Source organism: Brevundimonas sp. D3-1P (assembly GCF_055809335.1).
On the sequence record NZ_CM147908.1, the window covers coordinates 598694 to 616598 of the forward strand.

Consider the following 17905-nt stretch of genomic DNA (forward strand, 5'->3'; position numbering starts at 1 on the left):
CTGGCCGTGCCGTTGGTCGGGCACGACGGCCGTTCCGATGGCCGTCGGCATATGGGAGACTTGGCGGCTGCGCGGCGCGGCGACGCCGGTCTGAACCGGTCAGTCCGCCTTTTCGACGAAGCTGTCGATCACACGCTTTTCGCCGGCCTTTTCGAACTCGACCACCAGCTTGTTGCCCTCGATCACGCGCACGGTTCCGTAACCGAACTTCTGATGAAAGACGCGCTGGCCTTTCTGCCAGCCGGAGCCGGATTTGGGATCCGCCGTGGCGATCAGGCGGCCGTCGCCCTCGATGACGGCCTTGCGGGCCGGAATTTTGTTCGGCGTCTGGGCGGCGGTGAAACTCTGGGCGCGTTTCCAGCCGGGCGAGGAATAGCCGCTGCCGAAGGAGGGCGCGTCGTCCCAGCGGCTCTTGGCCTCCTTCATGCCGGTCGAGGCGCCGTAATAGCCGGTGTCCGACTGGGGATCGACGTGGGCGATGGGCAGTTCGTCGACGAAGCGGCTGGGCAGTTGCGATGTCCAGCGGCCGTAGACCAGACGATTGGCGGCGAAGGAAATCCGCGCGTCCTGTTTGGCCCGCGTCACGCCGACATAGGCCAGACGGCGTTCCTCCTCCAGGCCCTTCTCGCCCTTCTCGTCGATGCTGCGTTGCGAGGGGAAGACGCCTTCTTCCCAGCCGGGCAGGAAGACGAGAGGGAACTCCAGCCCCTTGGCGCCGTGCAGGGTCATGATCTGCACCGCGCCGTCGCCATTGGGATCGTCGCCGGCGTTGCGCTCCAGGTCCATGACCAGGGAGACGTGCTCCAGATAGGCCTGAAGCGTCTCGAACGACTGCATCGACTGGGTCAGTTCCTTGAGGTTCTCCAGCCGCGTCTGGCCCGAGGTTCTGTCGGCTTTCTGCATGTCGGTGTAACCGCTCTCCTCCAACACCGTCTCCATGACCTGCCAGTGGGGCGTGTCGGCCGACAGGGCGCGCCAGCGGTCGATGTCGCGCACGAAGTTGGACAGGGCGGTGCGGGTGCGGGCCTGAAGCTCGTCGGTGTTGATCAGGCCGCGCACGGCGGTCAGGGCGGATATGTCGTGCTGACGGGCGATCTGCAGGATTTTCTGAACGCTGGCGTCGCCGATGCCGCGCTTGGGCACGTTGACGATGCGTTCGAACGCCAGGTCGTCGTCCTCGGACAGGATCAGCCGCAGATAGGCGTGGGCGTCGCGGATTTCGGCGCGCTCGAAGAAGCGCGGCCCGCCGATGACGGCGTAGGGGATGGCCAGCATGACCAGCCGCTCCTCGAAGGCCCGCATCTGGAAGGAGGCGCGGACCAGGATGGCCATGTCCTTGTATTTCAGCCCCGGTTCGCCGGCGTGGGGGCGGCGGGCCGTCTCGATCTCGTCGGCGATCAGCCGGGCCTCGGCCTCGCCGTCCCAGACGCCGCGCACCCTGACCTTGTCGCCGCCGTCGTCCTCGGTCCACAGGGTCTTGCCCAGCCGGTCGCGGTTGGCCGCGATCAAACCGGACGCCGCGCCCAGGATATGGCGGGTCGAGCGATAATTCCGCTCCAGCTTGACGATCTTGGCGCCGGGGAAGTCGCGCTCGAACCGCAGGATGTTGTCCACTTCCGCGCCGCGCCAGCCATAGATCGACTGATCGTCGTCGCCGACGCAGCAGACGTTGCCGGTGGAGGCGGTCAGCAGCCTCAGCCAAAGATACTGGGCGACATTGGTGTCCTGATACTCGTCGACCAGGATGTAGCGGAAGCGGCGGCGGTACTCCTCGGCCAGGTCCGCGTGCTGCGACAGAATGGTGATGTTGTGCAGCAGAAGGTCGCCAAAGTCGCAGGCGTTCAGGCTGCGCAGCCGCGCCTGGTAGGCGGCGTAGAGACCCTGGCCCTTGCCGTTGGCGAAGTCCTCGCCGGGGGGCAGCTTTTCGGGCGTCCAGCCTCGGTTCTTCCAATGGTCGATCAGGCTGTTGAGCGACTTGGGCGTCCAGCGTTTGGTGTCGATATTGGCGGCTTCCAGCAGCTGTTTCAGCACTCGTTCCTGGTCGTCCGCATCCAGGATGGCGAAGGTGGATTTCAGGCCGACCAGTTCGGCGTGGCGGCGCAGAATCTGGGCGGCGATGGAGTGGAAGGTGCCCAGCCAGCGAAGGCCCTCGGCCGACGGGCCGATCAGATGGGTGATCCGCTCGCGCATCTCGCGCGCGGCCTTGTTGGTGAAGGTGACGGCCAGCAGCTCCCACGGTCTGGCGCGTCCGGTCGCCAGGATGTGGGCCAGTCGAGTGGTCAGCACCCGCGTCTTGCCCGTTCCCGCGCCGGCCAGCACCAGGACCGGCCCCTCGGTCGTCTCCACGGCCTCGCGCTGTTCGGGGTTCAGCCCGGCCAGATAGTCGCGCGCCTGGACCCCCTCGGGCGCGCGGGCGCGGGCGAGGTCGGAAATGCGGGGGGCGGGAAGATCGGTCACAGGCGAGGGACTATCCGTGGTTCAGAGGAGGTCTGGCAGAATCGAGCGCGGAACATAAGGGGACCGCAAGGCAATGTCAGGGCCGACGCCGAAATGAAAACGCGGAACCTGCCGGCTCGGCGGCCGGTTCCAGTCACGATGCAAGGCATGCCACAGACCGACAGGACGGCGGACCGTCCACCGAAGCCCGGCCGTTCCGGCTGGATCGCCTTCGCCGTGGGCATGGGCGCGATGTTCGTGCTGCTGGCGATCTGGATCGTGTTGGTGGAGATGGAAGGCGAACGCAGGTCGGACGCCTTCATCGCCCTGGAGACGCCGCAGGCGCAGGCGCCCGCGCAGTCTGATCGCTGCCGAGAAGGTACGGAGTCCGGCTGTCGGTTACGGTCGTCATCGGCCTAGGATGTAGGCCGACGAATCTCCGATCAGACCACCCGGCCGTTGTCCGCCACCCAGTCCAGCGCCAGCAGGCGACAGGCCGAGGCCAGGGGGCGTCGGCCGCGTCCGGCGTCGATCTCGGCCAGCAATCCGGCCTTGCTGAGATTCCGCTTCGCCGCGATCCGGTCCAGGACAGCCCAGAACTCGGGCTCCAGCGCCACCGACGTCGCATGGCCCGCCAAGGCGACCGAGCGTTTGGCCAGACCGTTCAACGCACGGACTTCAGCACGATCTCGGCCGAGGCGGGCGCGCCCTGGGTCAGGACGGCGTGGCGCGTGTCGGTGGTGAAGACCAGGGCGCCCGCCGGATCGCGTATCTCGGCGCGGACGGCGTAGGTATGACGTGGATCGATCTGAGCTGTCGGAAAGCCCAATGTCACCGCATAGGGCGGGGCGCCCGCCAGGGTTTCGCTGCTTTCGGCCAGGACCTGGGCCGGGGCGTCCGCCAGGCTGACGTCCTCGACTCGAACGGTCAGCACATGGCCCGGCGGCAGCATGACCCGTTCGCGATATAGGGCGGTGACGGTCACGACCGTCGTGCCGGCCGTCACGGTCGGCGGCGTCTCTCCCGGCATGGCGCAAGCGGCCTGGACCAGGGCGGCGGGCAGAACGAAGGCGGCGTGTCGCATGGCGATCTCCTCTTTGGCGCCAGTGTGTCACACTTGGGCGCGAGACGTGAGAGGCGGGCCAAGGTTCGACGGTTCAGCCGTCGCCCTGCGGCCTATCCCGTTTCTTGCCGTCAAGCAGGCGGGCCTCGCGCGCCTGGTCCAGCCGGGCCGCCTGCTTATCGGCCCTGGTGCGGCCGTGGGCGAGGCGATTGGCGACGGCCTCGGCCTTGCGGTCCGCTTTCGACCGGGATTTCCGGGCGCGGTTCAGATTGACGATCTCGCCCATGGTCAGCGCTTCGGCGTGTCGGTGTGGGCCGGCGTGTCGGACGCGGTGGACGATGGCGCCGGTGCGAGGACGGCAGGCACCTGGGCTTCGTCGACGCGGGTCTGGGGGATGAAGGGCTGATCGGCCTGCTTGCGATCGAGGCGGGTCCAGGCGTCGGGACCGCGTCCGCGCTGGCGACCCAGTTCGAACATGGCCGACATGGTTTCCTGGTCGAACTTCAGGCTGGAGGCCTCGACATTATCGGGAATGGCCGACAGCGACATGTCCAGGCCGTTGCGCTGGGCGAAGGCGGTGGTGATGGCCAGATGGGTGCGAAGCGAGGCCTTGCTCATGCTGTCGTAGGTGCGCGACAGGATGCCCGACAAACGCCCCGGCGTGACGCCGTCGTTGCGCCCGGTCTGGCCGTTGACGATGACGTAGAGAGCCCCGACGCGGCCTTCGTCCCTGGGCCGGGTCCACAGCATCAGATCTTCGGGAATGGCCAGGAACGGCGTGTTGACCCCGCCGTCCACGTGCATTTCCAGCACGACCTTGTCGTCGTCCTGAAGGCCCGCGATCAGGGCGGGCGGAAAGACGCCCGGGATGCTGGCCGAGGCGACCAGGACCTCCTTGAACAGTTCGCGCGCATTCTCGTCGCCCTGACTGGCCAACAGGCCCATGTCCCAGATGACGGTCTGTTCGCTGTCCAGGTTCGTCGTGGCGACCAGAAGGCGTCGGCCGTTGGCGTGTTCGCGCGCCACGGCGCGCAACAATTCGGGCGTTACATTGTCGTCGACCAGCTTGCGCAGAACCTGGGATGAGAACACGCTGGGGTTCAGGAAGGCGGCGAAGCTGCGCCAGCTCAGGATATTGTTGGCTCCGCCGCTGGTGTAGGCGTGGCGCAGTTCGTCGTCCCAGTCCGATCCCAGGAAGGCGAAGGGCGCGGCAAGGGCGCCGGTGCTGACGCCTGTGACCACGTCGAACGTCGGGCGATCGCCGCGCTCGCTCCAACCCGTCAGAAGCCCCGCGCCATACGCCCCGTTGGCCCCCCCGCCCGACAAGGCCAGGATGGTGGTCGGGTGATCGGGCAGAAGGCGCCCGGCGATCTCCTGGGTGAATTCTTGCAGGCGCGCGCTGTCGTTGCTTTGGATGCGGGGGTCCTGGGCCTTGATCAGCGTGCCGTCGGCGATCCTGAGCGGGCCGGTCGGCCGCTCCAGCGTGCCGCATGCGGTCAGCGCCAAGGCCATGACGATGCCGAAAAGCCCCGAACCGATTCGCCGCATTCGTTCAGTTCCATCCAGATGAACGCCCGTCACATACAGGCTCGCCGCAATGGCCGCCAGATCAAACGCGGAGTTCAAAGCGGCGCCGTTTGAAACCCGACGATGGGGCTCACGTTTTCAGAGACAGCAACAAACCGCATTGGAGACATCATGGTCGACGTATCGCTCATCAAGGAACATCTGGAAGTCGTCGGTTCGGACGGCGGCCATGTCGGTCGCGTCGATCACGTGCTGGGCGATCAGATCGAACTGGCCAAGCTGGATTTCGCCGGCGGGTTCAAGCATCACCTGATCCCGGTCAGCTGGGTCGCCAGCGTGGACGACAAACACGTTCACCTGAATCTGACCCAGGACGACGCCAAGGCCCGCTGGTCCGAGAAGCCCCACTAGCGTCTAGCCGGACAGCTTCAGAGGAAGAAAAAGCGCCGATGTCGATGGACGTCGGCGCTTCGTCATATGGGCCAGGGCCGGAGGTCAGCCCGGTGCGATCATCTTTTCGGGACGCACCGCCTCGTCGAACTCGGCGTCGGTCAGATAGCCGCCGCCGACGGCTTCCTCGCGCAGGGTGGTGCCGTTCCTGTGCGCCGTCTTGGCGATCTTGGCGCAGAGGTCATAACCCAGCTTGCCGTTCAGCGCCGTGACCAGCATCAGGGAGTTGTTCAGCCCGCGCGCGATATTGTCCTCGCGCGCCTCGATGCCGACGACGCAGTTGTCGGTGAAGCTGATGGCCGCATCGGCGACCAGACGCACCGACTGCAGGAAGTTGTAGGCCATCACCGGGTTGTAGACGTTCAGTTCGAAATGCCCCTGCGATCCGGCGAAGGTCAGGGCGGCGTTGTTGCCGAACACCTGGACGCAGACCTGGGTCAGGGCCTCGCACTGGGTCGGATTGACCTTGCCCGGCATGATCGACGAGCCGGGCTCGTTTTCCGGCAGGGCCAGTTCGCCCAGGCCCGAACGCGGGCCGGAGCCCAGGAAGCGGATGTCGTTGGCGATCTTGAACAGCGAGGCGGCGACCGTGTTGATCGCGCCGTGGCTGAAGACCATGGCGTCGTGGGCGGCCAGGGCCTCGAACTTGTTCGGGGCGGTGGTGAAGGGCAGGCCGGTGATCTCCGCAATCTGGGCCGCGACCTTTTCCGCGAAGCCGATGGGGGCGTTCAGGCCGGTGCCGACGGCGGTGCCGCCCTGGGCCAGTTCCATCAGCTTGGGCAGGGTCTGTTCAATCCGCTCGATCCCGTTGGCGACCTGCTGGGCGTAGCCGCCGAACTCCTGGCCCAGCGTCAGGGGCGTGGCGTCCTGGGTATGGGTGCGGCCGATCTTGATGATGTGGGCCCAGGCCTTGGACTTGGCGTCCAGGGCGGCGTGCAGATGCTTCAGCGCCGGGATCAGGTCGTTGACCACCTGTTCGGCGCAGGCGACGTGCATGGCCGTGGGATAGGTGTCGTTGGACGACTGGCTCATGTTGACGTGGTCGTTCGGGTGGACCGGCGTCTTGGAGCCCATCTCGCCGCCCAGGATCTCGATGGCGCGGTTCGAGATCACCTCGTTGGCGTTCATGTTCGACTGGGTCCCCGAGCCGGTCTGCCAGACGACCAGCGGGAAGTGGTCGTTCAGCTTGCCTTCGATGACCTCGTTGGCGGCCTTGATGATGGCGTCGGCCAGGACGGGGTCCAGCTTGCCCAGGTCGCGGTTGGTCTCTGCGGCCGCGCGTTTGACGATCCCCAGGGCGCGCACGACCGGCAGGGGCTGCTTCTCCCAGCCGATCTTGAAATTGCCCAGCGACCGCTGCGCCTGGGCGCCCCAGTAGCGATCGGCGGCGACCTCGATCGGGCCGAAGGTGTCGGTTTCGGTGCGGACGTTGCTCATAGGCGGAAATCTCGTCTGTCAAGCGTGGCGATGGGTTGCGCGGGGGTGTAGCACGGCAGTCATGCAGGGCAAGAAGAGCGCGAACATCCCCCTATCAGCGGGCTTGGCGTGACCATCGGCTGGATCGGGACCGGAAAGGTCCGGGCGCGCGAGGACGGCGACGCCGTCGAGATCGTGATCGACGGCCTGACCACCCAGGCCAAATATTACAAGCCTCTGGTCTATGAGTTCATGCGCAAGGAGTGGCGCGGGGCGCGGCCGTCCTGGGGCGACCATGTCGTCGAAATCCGCATGGAACACGTCGGCGAACCGCCGTGGATGGACCTGGACAACCTGGCCAAGGCCCTCTTGGATTCGATCAAGGGCTATCTGTTCCACGACGACGCTCAGGTCGCGCGGCTGCTGGTCGAGCGACACGAAGGCGAGCGCGAGCGGATCGTGATCCGCTCCTATCCGCGCGACTGACGCCTATTTCTTGCGGAACTGATCCAGCGAAACGACCTTGGGGCCGTCCGATGCGGGCGAGGGATCCTGCGGCGTCTCGGGGTCTTCCTCCACCGGCGTCGTGACTTCGGGTTCCTCGAACTGCAGGAGGAACTGGACGCTGGGATCATAGAAGCGCGTCACGGCGGTATAGGGGATGACCAGGCTCTTGGGCATGCCGCCGAAGCGCAGCTTGACCGAAAAGCGATCGGCCTCGACGCGCAGGTCTTCATACTGATGCTGCAGAACCACCGTCATCTCGTCCGGGTATTTCGCCAGGATGTCGGGCGCGACGCTGACTCCGGCGGCGCGGGTCTTGAAGGTGATGTAGAAATGGTGCGCCCCGGGCAGGCCTTCGGCCAAAACCCGTTCAAGCGCCGCGCGCAGGACCCCGCGAAGAGCCTCGTGCGCGAGCCGCTCGTACTGCATCTCATCGACCGGAGGGGTCTGGTCGCTCATCGTCACCTCGCAACAGAGCGTGACTGATAGCGGCGCGGAGACGCGGACGAAAGATGTCATCACGGTAAAGCGCCGGGATTCTGTTGCCAGGCTCCCGACAGGCCCCGCCCAAGGATCTGAACCCCTAGGACTTAAGATTCGAAATCACCCGAACCGCATTACGCGGCGAGAGCGACTTCTCCAGCGAAGTTATCGTTCGCAGTTAGAAAATGGCCCGATACGGTGGGCCAGGACGAGCGAAAGCAATCCTCTTTACACGTCCGTCGATGCTAGTCGGCCCCATGTCGCCTCCGCCGATAACGCGAGGAAGAAGATGGTGGAGCCGCCGGGAATCGCACCCGGGTCCGGTCCGCTTATTACAGGCGCGTTTATCGCCATAGTCCGGCCGAAACCGGACGGTTTGAATATAGGGCGGCGGTCGCCGCTTTCCAAGCGCCTTCGACGGCGGGATCAGCTGCGGGGCCATTCGGGCGTCTGGTTCCTGAACCAGGTCAGCTGGCGCTTGGCGTAGTTTCGAGTGACCTTTTTCAGGGCGGCGACGGCGGCGTCGCGATCCCTGTCGCCCGACAGATGGGCGGCGAGCTCGCGTAGGCCGACAGCCTTCATCGCGGGAAGCGTGCTGTCTAGGCGGCGTCGCATCAGGGCCTGGACCTCGATCAGCACGCCCTGGTCCATCATCCGATCCACGCGGCGGTCGCAGTCGGCGTACAGCGTCTCGCGTTCGGGTTCGATCACCCGCCCGGTCCAGGCGCCCGGCGCGAGAAGCGGACGGGTCCCGGCCTTCCAGCCGCTGAGCGGCCGGCCGGTGGCGGCGTGAACGCTCATGGCGCGCACCAGCCGCTGGCGGTCGCCCCGTTCGATGACGCGCGCAGCGAGGGGGTCGATTTCAGCGAGGCGCCGGCGGAAGGCGCTCTCGCCCTGGATCAGATAGTCGGCCTCGGTCGCATTACGCACGGCTTGCGGCACGGGCGGAATGTCGGCCAGCCCCCGCGTCAGGGCCATGAAATAGAGGCCTGTGCCGCCGACGAGGACGGCGGGCCGGCCCTGGGCCCGGAGTTCGGCCAGCAACTCCAGGACGGCCCGGCTCCATTTGCCGACGGACCAGGCCTCGGCCGCATCGACCACGCCATAAAGCCGATGGTCGGCCATGGCCTCGTCTTCCGGCGAAGGCCGGGCGGTCAGGATTCTCAGGTCGGCATACAGTTGCTGGCTGTCGGCGTTGACGATCACCGCCCCGGTTTCGCGCGCTATTTTCAGGGCGAGGGCGGACTTGCCCGAGGCGGTCGGGCCGGCGAGCAGGGTGACTGATGGCGCTTTGGACAAATCGAGGCTCGCGGCGGGGCTGCGACGGCGATAGAACGCGCGCCTAGTCGCCTGCAAGCCTTCCGGGAGAGCGCCTTGGTCGAACGCGCCGCTGTCATCGCCGCCTTGGACGCCGTCACCGACCCCTTCTCGGGCCAGGGCCTGATCGCCGCGGGTCTGGTTCAGGGGCTGGTCGTCGCCGAGGACCGCGCCGGGTTCGCCTTGGAGGTCGACCGCAGCCGCGCGGCCGCCTACGCCCCCGTCCGCGATGCGGCCGAGGCGGCGCTGAAGGCCGTTCCCGGCATGGCGCGGGTGTCGGTCATCCTGACCACGGAGGCGGCGCCGGCGCCGCGCACCGCCGGCCTGTCCAAGGCCGCCGCCGATCAAGGGCGGCCCAAGGCGCCGGTCCCGACCGACCGTCCCGCCCATGTGCGCCGCGTCCTGGCCGTGGCCAGCGGCAAGGGCGGGGTCGGCAAGTCGACCGTCGCCGTCAACCTGGCCGTTGCGCTGTCCAGGCGCGGCCTGTCGGTCGGGGTGCTGGACGCCGATGTCTATGGACCGTCCCTGCCCACGATGCTGGGGATCGCCGGCCAGCCGGCCTACGAGGACGGCGCGATCACGCCCCATGTGGCCCACGGGCTGAAAGCCATGTCGGTGGGGCTGCTCACCAGGATGGACGACGCCATGATCTGGCGCGGTCCGATGGCGTCCCAGGCCGTCACCCAGATGTTGAGTCAGACCCGCTGGGGCGCGGCCGAGGCGCCGCTGGACGTGCTGGTCGTCGACCTGCCGCCGGGCACGGGCGACGTTCAACTGACCCTGATCCAGAAGACGCCGCTGGACGGGGCCGTGATCGTCTCCACGCCGCAGGAGGCGGCCCTGGCCGACGCGCGCCGGGCGCACACCCTGTTCCAGAAGGTCAATGTGCCGATCCTGGGGCTGATCGAGAACATGAGCGGCGACATCTTCGGGCGCGGCGGCGGCAGGGCCGAGGCCGAGCGTCTGTCCATTCCCTTCCTCGGCGATCTGCCGCTGGATGCGGCCCTGCGGCAGGCGGGCGATGCGGGAAGGCCCTTGGCGGCCGCCGATCCATCGGGCGAAATCGCCGGACGCTTCGACGCCATCGCCGCCGCGGCCGCGTCCGGGCTGGGCCTTTAGAAGAAACGGCCAGGGCGGTTCGAACGCAGGCCGGTCAGGTCGGTTCGACGATGACCGCCGTGCCATAGGCCAGAACCTCGGTCACGCCGGGCATGATTTCTGTGGCGTCATAGCGCACGGCCAGGATGGCGTTGGCGCCGTGGGCCTGGGCGTGATTGACCAGTTCGTCATAGGCTTCCTGCCGACCGGCCTCGGCCAGTTTGACATAGGCGCCGACGCGGCCGCCCAGCATCGACTGGACACCGCCGATGGCGTCGGAGATGGCGTTGCGCGAGCGCACCGTCACGCCGCGCACCAGGCCGATATGGCGGGTGACGCGAAAGCCGGGCAGGTCGTTGGCGGTGGTCACATACATGGTCGTCGTTCCTTAGAGGCGTTCAAGCACGCGGAAGGTGAAGGCGTGATCGTCCTTGTCGTCCGCGGCATGGCGCTCGGACGAGACCTCGATCCAGGCGGCCGGATCGAAGGCCGGAAAGACGGCGTCGCCTTCGGGCGAGGCCTCGACCTCGGTGATGTACAGCCGCCGCGCGCGGGGCAGGGCGGCCTCGAACACCGCCGTGCCGCCGATGACGCAGATTTCGTCCATCCCATCGTCCTGGGCCGTTTCGCGGGCGATCTCTATCGCCTCGTCCAGGCCGGCGCAGACCAGGGCGCCCCTGGCCATGCCGTCGGCCTCATAGGACTGATCGCGGGTCAGGACGATGTTCAACCGGCCGGGCAGGGGCTTCAACGGCAGGCTTTCCCAGGTCTTGCGCCCCATCAGGCAGGGTTTTCCCATGGTGACGGCCTTGAACCGCTGCAGGTCCGACCGCAGCCGCCAAGGCAGGTCGCCGTCGCGGCCGATGACGCCGTTGCGCCCGCGCGCCACGACCAAGGCGACGATGGGCGCGCTCATGCCGCGTCTCCTTCGTGCGGCTCCAGCCATTTCAGCCATTTGCGCCGCATCGCCTGTTCCAGATCGACGCCGGAGCGGGCGCAGTAGATCAGCAGCATCCCCAGCACGTCCGCCGCCTCGTCGCCCAGGGCCCGGGCGTCCGGCGCGCCGCGCGCCCGGCCGGTCAGGCGCAGATGCTCGGCCGTCAGTTCGCCAAGCTCCTCCTGAAGTTTCAGCAGCGCCCAATCGCGATCCCGGTCGATCGCGTGCTCGGCCGCATAGATGTCGGAGATGCGCAGGACGTCGGCCTGCAATTCCTCAAGCTTCATCAGACCGCCACGGCCGCCTTGATGTGCGGCCAGGCCTCATAGCCCCCAAGCGCGAAGTCCGACAGCTCGAAGGCGAACAGGTCGGTCCTGGGCGCGATCCGCATGGTCGGCAGGGCCAGCGGCTCGCGCGTCAGCTGAAGCTCGGCCTGGTCCAGATGGTTCAGATACAGGTGGGCGTCGCCGAAGGTGTGGACGAAGTCGCCCGGCTCCAATCCGACCACCTGGGCCAGCATTAGGGTCAGCAGGGCGTAGGAGGCGATGTTGAACGGCACGCCCAGGAAGACGTCGGCGCTGCGTTGGTACAGCTGGCAGCTCAGCTTTCCGTCCGCGACGAAGAACTGGAACAGGCAGTGGCAGGGCGGCAGGGCCATGTCGTCGACATCGGCCGGGTTCCAGGCGGTGACGATGTGGCGGCGGCTGTTGGGATTGGTCTTCAGCCCGTGGACCAGCTTTTCGATCTGGTCGATGACCCGGCCGTCGGGCGCGGTCCACGACCGCCATTGCTTGCCATAGACCGGCCCCAGCTCGCCCTCGGCGTCGGCCCATTCGTCCCAGATGCGGACGCCGTTGTCCTTCAGCCAGCGGATGTTGGTCTCGCCGCGCAGGAACCACAGCAGTTCGACGATGATCGAGCGCAGATGCAGCTTCTTGGTCGTCAGGATCGGAAAGCCCTTGGACAGGTCGAACCGCATCTGGCGGCCGAAGACGCCCAGGGTGCCGGTGCCGGTGCGGTCGTCGCGGCGCACGCCATTGTCCAGGATGTCGCGCAGCAGGGCCAGATACTGCCGCTCGGGATGATCGGCGGGCGCGGCGGCGATGCGGGCCTGGACGTCGGCCCGAAGCGTGGCATGGATCATCTGGACGGTCATGGCTTCAAGGTGCCTCAGAATTGCGATTCGGGGTCGCGGCAAATCGGCGTCGTCCACAGAATTTGATTCGGGCGGACATGCGCAAGCGCCCTCGCGCTTTCGCTGCGAAGTTGGAGGGCTGGGCGGAGCGCCGGGCCTTCGCCCGGAGTGTGAGTTTGTAAGTACCGTTTCGACGAAGGGTATGACGCTCCGCGCGGTTGGTTGGCCTGCAAGCTCGGGGCGCCGAGCGGTGGCGGTCTTATCGCCTAACCCCATAAGCCTGCGACGGGTCGGCGGGGTCTGCGAAACCCCGTCCCGAGTGCGGCCGAGTATCCCCCTCGACCCTCCGACGGCGCACCGTGTGTCGCCGCCGGCGCGGGCCGTTGCAGACCCGCTCCCGTTCCATCCGCTCCCGCCGCCGCAAGGTCGCAGGCCTTACGAGCCCTCCGATGCGACGAGACGGGGCAAGAATACGCGCGTTTCGGAGGGGGGATGGATGATGGGGGAGATATTTCGACAAGCGGTTGGATTCGCTAGGAATGAACCAGCCGCATTGTGATGGCTGGGGGTAATCGCGTCTCTCAAGGTCCGTCAACCTCGGCGCGAGGCCGAGGATGGCGAGGGTAGGTGGACGGCCTGGCCGTGACGGCGGGACTTTGCGCGGCATCGCAAGCGTCTGGACTTCAAGAGGCCCTCCACCCCGTCGCGGCCCGTCCCCACAAGCGGGGAGAAGACGGTGGGTCGTCAGCCGCCGAAGCCGCCGTCGTCGAGGAAGGCCTGTTCCTCGGGCGTGGTTTCGCGGCCCAGGACGCGGTTGCGGTGGGGGAACCGACCGAAGCGGACGATGATGTCGCGGTGCAGCCTGCCCCATTTCTCCAGTTCTTCGTCGCCGGCGACCAGGGCCATGTAGCGGTCCTGGTCCTCGATCCGCTCGGAATGTTCGAAGGGCAGCAGCAGGAAGTTCTTCAACGCGGGCGCGACCGCCAGGTGCAGGTCGCGCGCCACGGCCTGGTTGGCGAACATCAGGGCCAGGGGGTCGGTGGCGAACTGGTGCGCCGTGCCGCGAAAACTGTTGCGGGGATACTGGTCCAACAGAATCAGCAGGGCCAGGGCGTCCTCGGCCGAGTTCATCCAGCCGTCCAGCTCCCGCCGCGCCGCCGCCCAGTGGGCCGCCCGGCCCCGGTCGCGGAACAGGGCGTCGAACGCCTCGTCCTTGGCGAACCACTTTTCGGGTCCGGCCTCTTTCCAGAAGGCGACGACGGAGGAAGGGGTTATGAAGGCGGCCATGACCCAGACCCTAGACCATCCCTTGCCCGTCTTCCACGACCGGGATTGCGACCTTTCGATCATTCGCGGCAAGCGCATCGCCATGATCGGCTATGGCAGCCAGGGGCGCACCCATGCGCTGAACCTGCGCGATTCGGGGGCGGTCGACATCGTCGTGGGGCTGAAGGCGGGGTCGAAGACCCGCGAGCTGGCGTGCGCGGAGGGGTTCGAAGTGATGACGGCGGCCGAGGCGGCGGTCGGCGCGGACGTGATCGCCGTCATGACGTCCGACGAGGCGCACCGCGACCTATGGCGCGACGAACTGGAGCCGAACGTGCGGCCGGGCGCGGCCCTGATCTTCGCCCACGGTCTGTCGGTGCGGTTCGGCCTGGTGCAGCCGCGCGCCGATCTGGACGTGATCCTGGCCTCGCCCAAGGGGATCGGGCCGCGCATCCGTGACCTGTACCAGGCGGGAGAGGGGGTGTTCTGCCTGTTCGGAGTCCATCAGGACGCAACGGGCGGCGCCCACGCCCTGGGGCTGTCCTATGCGGCGGCCCTGGGGTGCGGACGCAAGGGCATATTTGAGACGACGATGCGGGACGAATGCGAAAGCGACCTGTTCGGCGAACAGGTGGTGCTGTGCGGCGGGATCGCCGAACTGATCGACGCGGCGTTCATGAAGCTGGTCGAGGCCGGCTATCCGCCCGAGGTCGCCTGGTTCGAGTGTTTCTACGAGACCAAACTGGTGACGGACCTGATGTACGAACGCGGCGTCGCCGGCGCCTTCGCCAAGATTTCCAACACGGCGGAATACGGCGCCTATCTGACCGGGCCGCGCGTCGTCGGCGCCGCTTCGCGCGAGGCGATGGACCAGGTGCTGGCCGAAGTGCGGGACGGAAGTTTCGTGCGCCGGCTGATGGCCGACTACGACGCCGGTTCGCCCGACCTGGCGGCCCGACGCGAGGCGCTGGGGCTGAGAACCATCGAGTCGGTCGGGGCGCATCTGAACGCCGTTGCGCGCCAGGCGATGGAGACCGCCGCGAACGACGATTGAGCGCGCCGGTGCACGCCCGTCGTCCGCTGTCCATTTCAGAGGGAGAAGATGGTCGGAGTGAGAGGATTCGAACCTCCGACCCCTGCGTCCCGAACGCAGTGCTCTACCAGGCTGAGCCACACTCCGACCGTGGGGACGGGCCACAAGGCGTCGCCCCGAAGTGAGGACGCGGCTTATAACCATGGCTTCGAAAGGCCGCAAGCACCCATTTCGACCTTGTTCGCACGGACCGGAAATAGTCCCGAAAGAGGGTGTTGCATCCCAAATCGGTTTGGCCTATCTGACCGCCTCCGCCGCACAAGCGCTGCGGAAACGCCGATCCTGCTGGGGAATGGTGTAATGGTAACACTACGGTTTTTGGTACCGTCATTCTAGGTTCGAGTCCTAGTTCCCCAGCCACCGCCTTTAATCCCATTGAAATCATTAGAAGCCCTTACTGAGTAAGGATTTCCTCGTCGGCCTCGGTCCAAAAGGTCGGTCCAAAGTGGGAAGAAAACTGAAGCACGCATCGTCCAGATTGAAGGGTATTCGACAGAGCGGTCGAACCGGTTTCTGGGAGGCCCGAAAGGTCATTCCGTCAGAGCTTCGATCAGCCCTCGGAAAGACCGAGTTTAAACAGGCCCTCAACACCAAGGACGAAAGCGAGGCTATCCGCGTCGGTGCCCCGATCCTCGCGGACTGGCAGGATCAGATTGACGCCGCGAAGGGACGTGTTGCGCTCGCTGTCGCGCCTATTCAGCGCCATCAGATCGACCGCAACCGGGCCTACGATGCGATCCAGCGGTGGAAATCTTCTCAGCTAAAGTCTGCTCTCAACGACGCTTTCAATGGGTCTCTCCATCCGGCTCCTGTCGGCTTCAGCGACGAGATGCGCGAGCATGTCCAAATGGTCGGTGACCTGCGCGAGGGCGAGTGGTCTGCTGTGGCAAACTTTGATGCCAAGCTGTCCGAGGCCCTCAACTCGCAAGGCATCATGTGCGACCCGGCGCACCCCGCCATTCCAAACATCCGCCCGTGGTTTGCTGACGCACTGGGCAGCGTCGAACATGGCATCATGGAGTATCGAAAGGGCAATCTCACCGATGCGCCGGAGGCGTCGTCAGTGGTTTCGCCAGCCCTAGCGGTGCCGGAGTCCATGGAGGCCAGCCCAACGGCCCACCAGCCCGGCATGAAGCTGATGGACTTGTTCGACCTCTATCAGGCGAACAAGCCGAGAACCGTGCTTGCTAGACATCGCGGCTATGTCACACGCTTGAATGAGTTTCTGGATGGCCCCGCAATCACGGCCATTGAGCCTCTTCGGCTGCTGGCTTTCCAAGCGGAGTTGGAACGGTTCCCGCACACAAAACGAGACATCTCGGGCGTCTCATTCAAACAGGCAATCATCGACGCCGAGAGAGCAGACCCGAACTATCGGCGCCTTCACCCCAAAACGGTCTGGAACTGGACACAAACCTACAAGGCAATGTTTGCGTTCGCGGTGCGGAACGATCTTCTGTCGAAGAACCCCGCTGAATACATGATGGCGAAGCCCAACAGTGAGTTGAGCGAGGATCGCGATCCTTTCGATGGCGACGACATCAAAGCGATCTTCTCGACCCCGCTATTCCAAGGCGCATCGGGGCGACTAGACGAGGGATATCGAAAAAAGCCGGGTGTCGTGATCGAGCGTGATCACAAATATTGGCTACCTTTGTTCTGCCTGTTCCACGGCTGCCGCATCGAGGAGATTGCGGCCGCGAAGGTCAGCGAGTTTAAGGTTCACCAAGGCATCCACTACCTCGACCTGTCAAAGCGCCCTGCCTATGACGCCCCGCGTCGAGTAAAGAACGTCAACGCCAAGCGGTTGGTGCCGCTCCATAAGCGCATCATCGAGCTTGGCTTCCTCACCTATCTCGCTGGACTGGACGCCGATGGCTTCGCCTTCCCGCTGATAGGCTCCGAGGACAACAAATCTGCCACGTCGTTCATCAAGTGGTGGGGAGTTTGGGCAGCGGCAAACGCGGATGTGCCCGGCGTTGGCATGGACGATCCCTTGAAGCCGCTCCACAGCTTCCGACACACATGGATGGCTGCTTCAGGCTCGAATCCCGACGTGAAGGAGCGACTCTCCGACTTGATTTCAGGTCACGCGGGCGACGGCAACAAGGTCGCGCGCCACTATGGGGCCAGCAGCCTTAGAGACCCGGCCATCCTGCCAATTCTAAAGGGGCAGTTGGACCTGATCGACTTTCCAACCCTGCCTGTCTTGCCTACCCGGTAGCGCCTTCTATCGCTGAGGGGCCGATGAGCTTCAAGACAGGAAATTTTGATGGCTGGACCGTCACGCAAACACGAAGATCGCCACGAGGAGTTTGTCTTCCGGGTTCGCCGTCCTCAGCCTCCTACAGCTTCAGCCTTCAGCTTGATCGACGGATCGACGATCCGTATGACGAGCAGCAGTCTTTCAGCTTTCGCATCGAGTGCCTGTGCCCAGATCGCCTTGAGGGGCGGGAGGCTGAGGCCAACTTATTCGCAGATGACAGTCTGACGCCGAGTAGCGACAGGCGTCGTCGGCCCCCGGCTGAACCCATCCTCGCTGTGGGCAGCATTCAGGCGACCAAGAGCCGGTTCGATGTCGGTGGCTCCTGCCGCTGGGCCACAGCCAGCAGGTCTCGAAGCTGGTTCTCGACGGTCTGGTTCTTATCGGCCGTGCTCACACGGGCGTAGATCGCGACGCGCTTGGTCAGGGGTGTTCTCCGATCCATTGTTGGGAGAACAGGCTCTCATAGATCGGGGGACCGTCAATCAGATCGGGCGAACGACCGCTCTTCCCTCGGCGCGATGAAGAGCCGGTCGCAGTCGTCACCGCTGGTCAATGGGGATCACCTCGAACTCTTCGCCCGCCGCCTCCACGGCTTCAGCGGCCAGTTCGTTGAACTCCTGCTCGAAGCCGGATCGGCTGAACAGCACCACGCCGCCCTTGGCGTCGAGCACGCCATACGCCGGGGAGCCTTCGAGAAGGGTGTCGAGCCGATCCATGTTCTTTGGAAGGCATGAGGCGTCGGATGGTTCAGAACGGCTCAGTTGGGAAGTGAGGCGGCGATTCCGGTAGACCGTCGTGCGGGCACCGTCAGGCGCGGTCGCTCCGCTTCCAAATCGGCGATGGTGTGGATCGGCGTGGAAAAGGGACCCCGTTAGCGGTGTGATCGGCGTCGAATAAGGACCCCTCATTCCTGA

General features: G+C 65.9%; 21 protein-coding genes, 2 tRNA genes and 1 other RNA gene. 7 read left to right on the forward strand and 17 right to left on the reverse strand.

Features of this window, described 5'->3' with window-relative positions; genetic code table 11:
* Nucleotides 1–99: 99 nt before the first annotated feature.
* Nucleotides 100–2457, reverse strand: coding sequence for an ATP-dependent helicase (locus tag AC0L6G_RS02990; protein WP_293825082.1), 2358 nt, complete (start codon nt 2455–2457; stop codon nt 100–102).
* Nucleotides 2458–2604: 147 nt separating this feature from the next.
* On the opposite strand from AC0L6G_RS02990, the gene AC0L6G_RS02995 reads away from it, so the two are divergent.
* A complete protein-coding gene (locus AC0L6G_RS02995; protein ID WP_293825080.1) occupies nt 2605–2856 on the forward strand; it encodes a hypothetical protein in 252 nt (83 codons plus the stop codon).
* A gap of 23 nt (nt 2857–2879) precedes the next feature.
* On the opposite strand, the gene AC0L6G_RS03000 is transcribed toward AC0L6G_RS02995, so the two are convergent.
* The 4 genes from AC0L6G_RS03000 to AC0L6G_RS03015 form a co-directional block, all read right to left on the reverse strand.
* Nucleotides 2880–3104: a ribbon-helix-helix domain-containing protein gene (locus tag AC0L6G_RS03000; protein WP_291538224.1), complete on the reverse strand. Its 225-nt coding sequence runs from the start codon at nt 3102–3104 to the stop codon at nt 2880–2882.
* Nucleotides 3101–3520 carry a YbaY family lipoprotein gene (locus tag AC0L6G_RS03005; protein WP_293825077.1) on the reverse strand — a complete coding sequence of 140 codons (420 nt, stop codon included), beginning with the start codon at nt 3518–3520 and terminating at the stop codon, nt 3101–3103. Before AC0L6G_RS03005 ends, AC0L6G_RS03000 begins: the two co-directional genes overlap by 4 nt.
* A 73-nt stretch (nt 3521–3593) precedes the next feature.
* A complete protein-coding gene (locus AC0L6G_RS03010; protein ID WP_291538219.1) occupies nt 3594–3785 on the reverse strand; it encodes a DUF4169 family protein in 192 nt (63 codons plus the stop codon).
* A 2-nt stretch (nt 3786–3787) separates the two neighbouring features.
* The gene (locus AC0L6G_RS03015; RefSeq protein ID WP_293825075.1) at nt 3788–5047 is read right to left on the reverse strand and encodes a patatin-like phospholipase family protein; all 1260 of its coding nucleotides are present in this window, start codon (nt 5045–5047) and stop codon (nt 3788–3790) included.
* Nucleotides 5048–5197: 150 nt separating this feature from the next.
* Here AC0L6G_RS03015 and AC0L6G_RS03020 point away from each other — a divergent pair, with 150 nt between their 5' ends.
* Nucleotides 5198–5437: a DUF2171 domain-containing protein gene (locus AC0L6G_RS03020; RefSeq protein ID WP_291538213.1), complete on the forward strand. Its 240-nt coding sequence runs from the start codon at nt 5198–5200 to the stop codon at nt 5435–5437.
* Nucleotides 5438–5521: 84 nt separating this feature from the next.
* On the opposite strand, the gene fumC is transcribed toward AC0L6G_RS03020, so the two are convergent.
* Nucleotides 5522–6913 (reverse strand): class II fumarate hydratase, encoded by a 1392-nt coding sequence (gene fumC / locus AC0L6G_RS03025; RefSeq protein WP_291538211.1) that lies wholly within the window; start codon nt 6911–6913, stop codon nt 5522–5524.
* Nucleotides 6914–7006: 93 nt separating this feature from the next.
* Here fumC and AC0L6G_RS03030 point away from each other — a divergent pair, with 93 nt between their 5' ends.
* Entirely contained in the window at nt 7007–7378 is a 372-nt protein-coding gene (locus AC0L6G_RS03030; protein WP_291538343.1) for a RusA family crossover junction endodeoxyribonuclease, read from the forward strand.
* Between the two features lie 3 nt (nt 7379–7381).
* On the opposite strand, the gene AC0L6G_RS03035 is transcribed toward AC0L6G_RS03030, so the two are convergent.
* The 3 genes from AC0L6G_RS03035 to miaA form a co-directional block, all read right to left on the reverse strand.
* The gene (locus AC0L6G_RS03035; RefSeq protein WP_291538209.1) at nt 7382–7855 is read right to left on the reverse strand and encodes an SspB family protein; all 474 of its coding nucleotides are present in this window, start codon (nt 7853–7855) and stop codon (nt 7382–7384) included.
* Between the two features lie 68 nt (nt 7856–7923).
* Nucleotides 7924–8291: a transfer-messenger RNA gene (gene ssrA, locus AC0L6G_RS03040) on the reverse strand.
* 14 nt (nt 8292–8305) lie between these two features.
* A complete protein-coding gene (gene miaA / locus AC0L6G_RS03045) occupies nt 8306–9178 on the reverse strand; it encodes a tRNA (adenosine(37)-N6)-dimethylallyltransferase MiaA (RefSeq protein ID WP_293825071.1) in 873 nt (290 codons plus the stop codon).
* Between the two features lie 75 nt (nt 9179–9253).
* Between miaA and AC0L6G_RS03050 the strand changes: the two genes are divergently transcribed.
* The gene (locus AC0L6G_RS03050) at nt 9254–10315 is read left to right on the forward strand and encodes an Mrp/NBP35 family ATP-binding protein (RefSeq protein ID WP_293825068.1); all 1062 of its coding nucleotides are present in this window, start codon (nt 9254–9256) and stop codon (nt 10313–10315) included.
* Between the two features lie 34 nt (nt 10316–10349).
* Here the strand turns inward: AC0L6G_RS03050 and AC0L6G_RS03055 are convergent, their stop codons facing one another.
* The 5 genes from AC0L6G_RS03055 to AC0L6G_RS03075 form a co-directional block, all read right to left on the reverse strand.
* Nucleotides 10350–10670, reverse strand: coding sequence for a YbjQ family protein (locus AC0L6G_RS03055; protein ID WP_293825065.1), 321 nt, complete (start codon nt 10668–10670; stop codon nt 10350–10352).
* A gap of 12 nt (nt 10671–10682) precedes the next feature.
* On the reverse strand, nt 10683–11210 hold the full coding sequence (locus AC0L6G_RS03060) for a dihydrofolate reductase (RefSeq protein ID WP_293825062.1): 528 nt from the start codon (nt 11208–11210) through the stop codon (nt 10683–10685).
* Nucleotides 11207–11518, reverse strand: coding sequence for a nucleoside triphosphate pyrophosphohydrolase family protein (locus tag AC0L6G_RS03065; RefSeq protein ID WP_293825060.1), 312 nt, complete (start codon nt 11516–11518; stop codon nt 11207–11209). Before AC0L6G_RS03065 ends, AC0L6G_RS03060 begins: the two co-directional genes overlap by 4 nt.
* Nucleotides 11518–12375: a thymidylate synthase gene (locus AC0L6G_RS03070; protein WP_293825183.1), complete on the reverse strand. Its 858-nt coding sequence runs from the start codon at nt 12373–12375 to the stop codon at nt 11518–11520. Before AC0L6G_RS03070 ends, AC0L6G_RS03065 begins: the two co-directional genes overlap by 1 nt.
* Before the next feature lie 735 nt (nt 12376–13110).
* Entirely contained in the window at nt 13111–13653 is a 543-nt protein-coding gene (locus tag AC0L6G_RS03075; RefSeq protein WP_293825058.1) for a DUF924 family protein, read from the reverse strand.
* On the opposite strand from AC0L6G_RS03075, the gene ilvC reads away from it, so the two are divergent.
* Nucleotides 13652–14686 (forward strand): ketol-acid reductoisomerase, encoded by a 1035-nt coding sequence (gene ilvC, locus AC0L6G_RS03080; protein WP_293825056.1) that lies wholly within the window; start codon nt 13652–13654, stop codon nt 14684–14686. The genes AC0L6G_RS03075 and ilvC overlap by 2 nt on opposite strands.
* 49 nt (nt 14687–14735) lie before the next feature.
* Here ilvC and AC0L6G_RS03085 read toward each other — a convergent pair.
* A tRNA-Pro gene (locus tag AC0L6G_RS03085) sits at nt 14736–14812 on the reverse strand.
* Between the two features lie 199 nt (nt 14813–15011).
* Between AC0L6G_RS03085 and AC0L6G_RS03090 the strand changes: the two genes are divergently transcribed.
* Nucleotides 15012–15085, forward strand: a tRNA-Gln gene (locus AC0L6G_RS03090).
* Between the two features lie 85 nt (nt 15086–15170).
* A complete protein-coding gene (locus AC0L6G_RS03095; RefSeq protein ID WP_473252841.1) occupies nt 15171–16949 on the forward strand; it encodes a DUF6538 domain-containing protein in 1779 nt (592 codons plus the stop codon).
* A 328-nt stretch (nt 16950–17277) separates the two neighbouring features.
* Here the strand turns inward: AC0L6G_RS03095 and AC0L6G_RS03100 are convergent, their stop codons facing one another.
* Together AC0L6G_RS03100 and AC0L6G_RS03105 are read right to left on the reverse strand one after the other, a co-directional pair.
* On the reverse strand, nt 17278–17433 hold the full coding sequence (locus AC0L6G_RS03100; protein ID WP_473252843.1) for a recombinase family protein: 156 nt from the start codon (nt 17431–17433) through the stop codon (nt 17278–17280).
* Nucleotides 17434–17530: 97 nt separating this feature from the next.
* Nucleotides 17531–17707 (reverse strand): hypothetical protein, encoded by a 177-nt coding sequence (locus tag AC0L6G_RS03105; protein ID WP_473252844.1) that lies wholly within the window; start codon nt 17705–17707, stop codon nt 17531–17533.
* Nucleotides 17708–17905: the final 198 nt, after the last annotated feature.

Excerpts from the sequence above, each read along its gene's own strand:
- AC0L6G_RS02995 (WP_293825080.1), top strand. The coding sequence starts at position 2,605 with ATGCCACAGACCGACAGGACGGCGGACCGTCCACCGAAGCCCGGCCGT.
- AC0L6G_RS03005 (WP_293825077.1), bottom strand. The coding sequence starts at position 3,520 with ATGCGACACGCCGCCTTCGTTCTGCCCGCCGCCCTGGTCCAGGCCGCT.
- AC0L6G_RS03010 (WP_291538219.1), bottom strand. The coding sequence starts at position 3,785 with ATGGGCGAGATCGTCAATCTGAACCGCGCCCGGAAATCCCGGTCGAAA.
- AC0L6G_RS03015 (WP_293825075.1), bottom strand. The coding sequence starts at position 5,047 with ATGCGGCGAATCGGTTCGGGGCTTTTCGGCATCGTCATGGCCTTGGCG.
- AC0L6G_RS03020 (WP_291538213.1), top strand. The coding sequence starts at position 5,198 with ATGGTCGACGTATCGCTCATCAAGGAACATCTGGAAGTCGTCGGTTCG.
- fumC (WP_291538211.1), bottom strand. The coding sequence starts at position 6,913 with ATGAGCAACGTCCGCACCGAAACCGACACCTTCGGCCCGATCGAGGTC.
- AC0L6G_RS03035 (WP_291538209.1), bottom strand. The coding sequence starts at position 7,855 with ATGAGCGACCAGACCCCTCCGGTCGATGAGATGCAGTACGAGCGGCTC.
- AC0L6G_RS03055 (WP_293825065.1), bottom strand. The coding sequence starts at position 10,670 with ATGTATGTGACCACCGCCAACGACCTGCCCGGCTTTCGCGTCACCCGC.
- AC0L6G_RS03060 (WP_293825062.1), bottom strand. The coding sequence starts at position 11,210 with ATGAGCGCGCCCATCGTCGCCTTGGTCGTGGCGCGCGGGCGCAACGGC.
- AC0L6G_RS03065 (WP_293825060.1), bottom strand. The coding sequence starts at position 11,518 with ATGAAGCTTGAGGAATTGCAGGCCGACGTCCTGCGCATCTCCGACATC.
- AC0L6G_RS03070 (WP_293825183.1), bottom strand. The coding sequence starts at position 12,375 with ATGATCCATGCCACGCTTCGGGCCGACGTCCAGGCCCGCATCGCCGCC.
- ilvC (WP_293825056.1), top strand. The coding sequence starts at position 13,652 with ATGACCCAGACCCTAGACCATCCCTTGCCCGTCTTCCACGACCGGGAT.
- AC0L6G_RS03075 (WP_293825058.1), bottom strand. The coding sequence starts at position 13,653 with ATGGCCGCCTTCATAACCCCTTCCTCCGTCGTCGCCTTCTGGAAAGAG.
- AC0L6G_RS03100 (WP_473252843.1), bottom strand. The coding sequence starts at position 17,433 with ATGGATCGGAGAACACCCCTGACCAAGCGCGTCGCGATCTACGCCCGT.
- AC0L6G_RS03105 (WP_473252844.1), bottom strand. The coding sequence starts at position 17,707 with ATGGATCGGCTCGACACCCTTCTCGAAGGCTCCCCGGCGTATGGCGTG.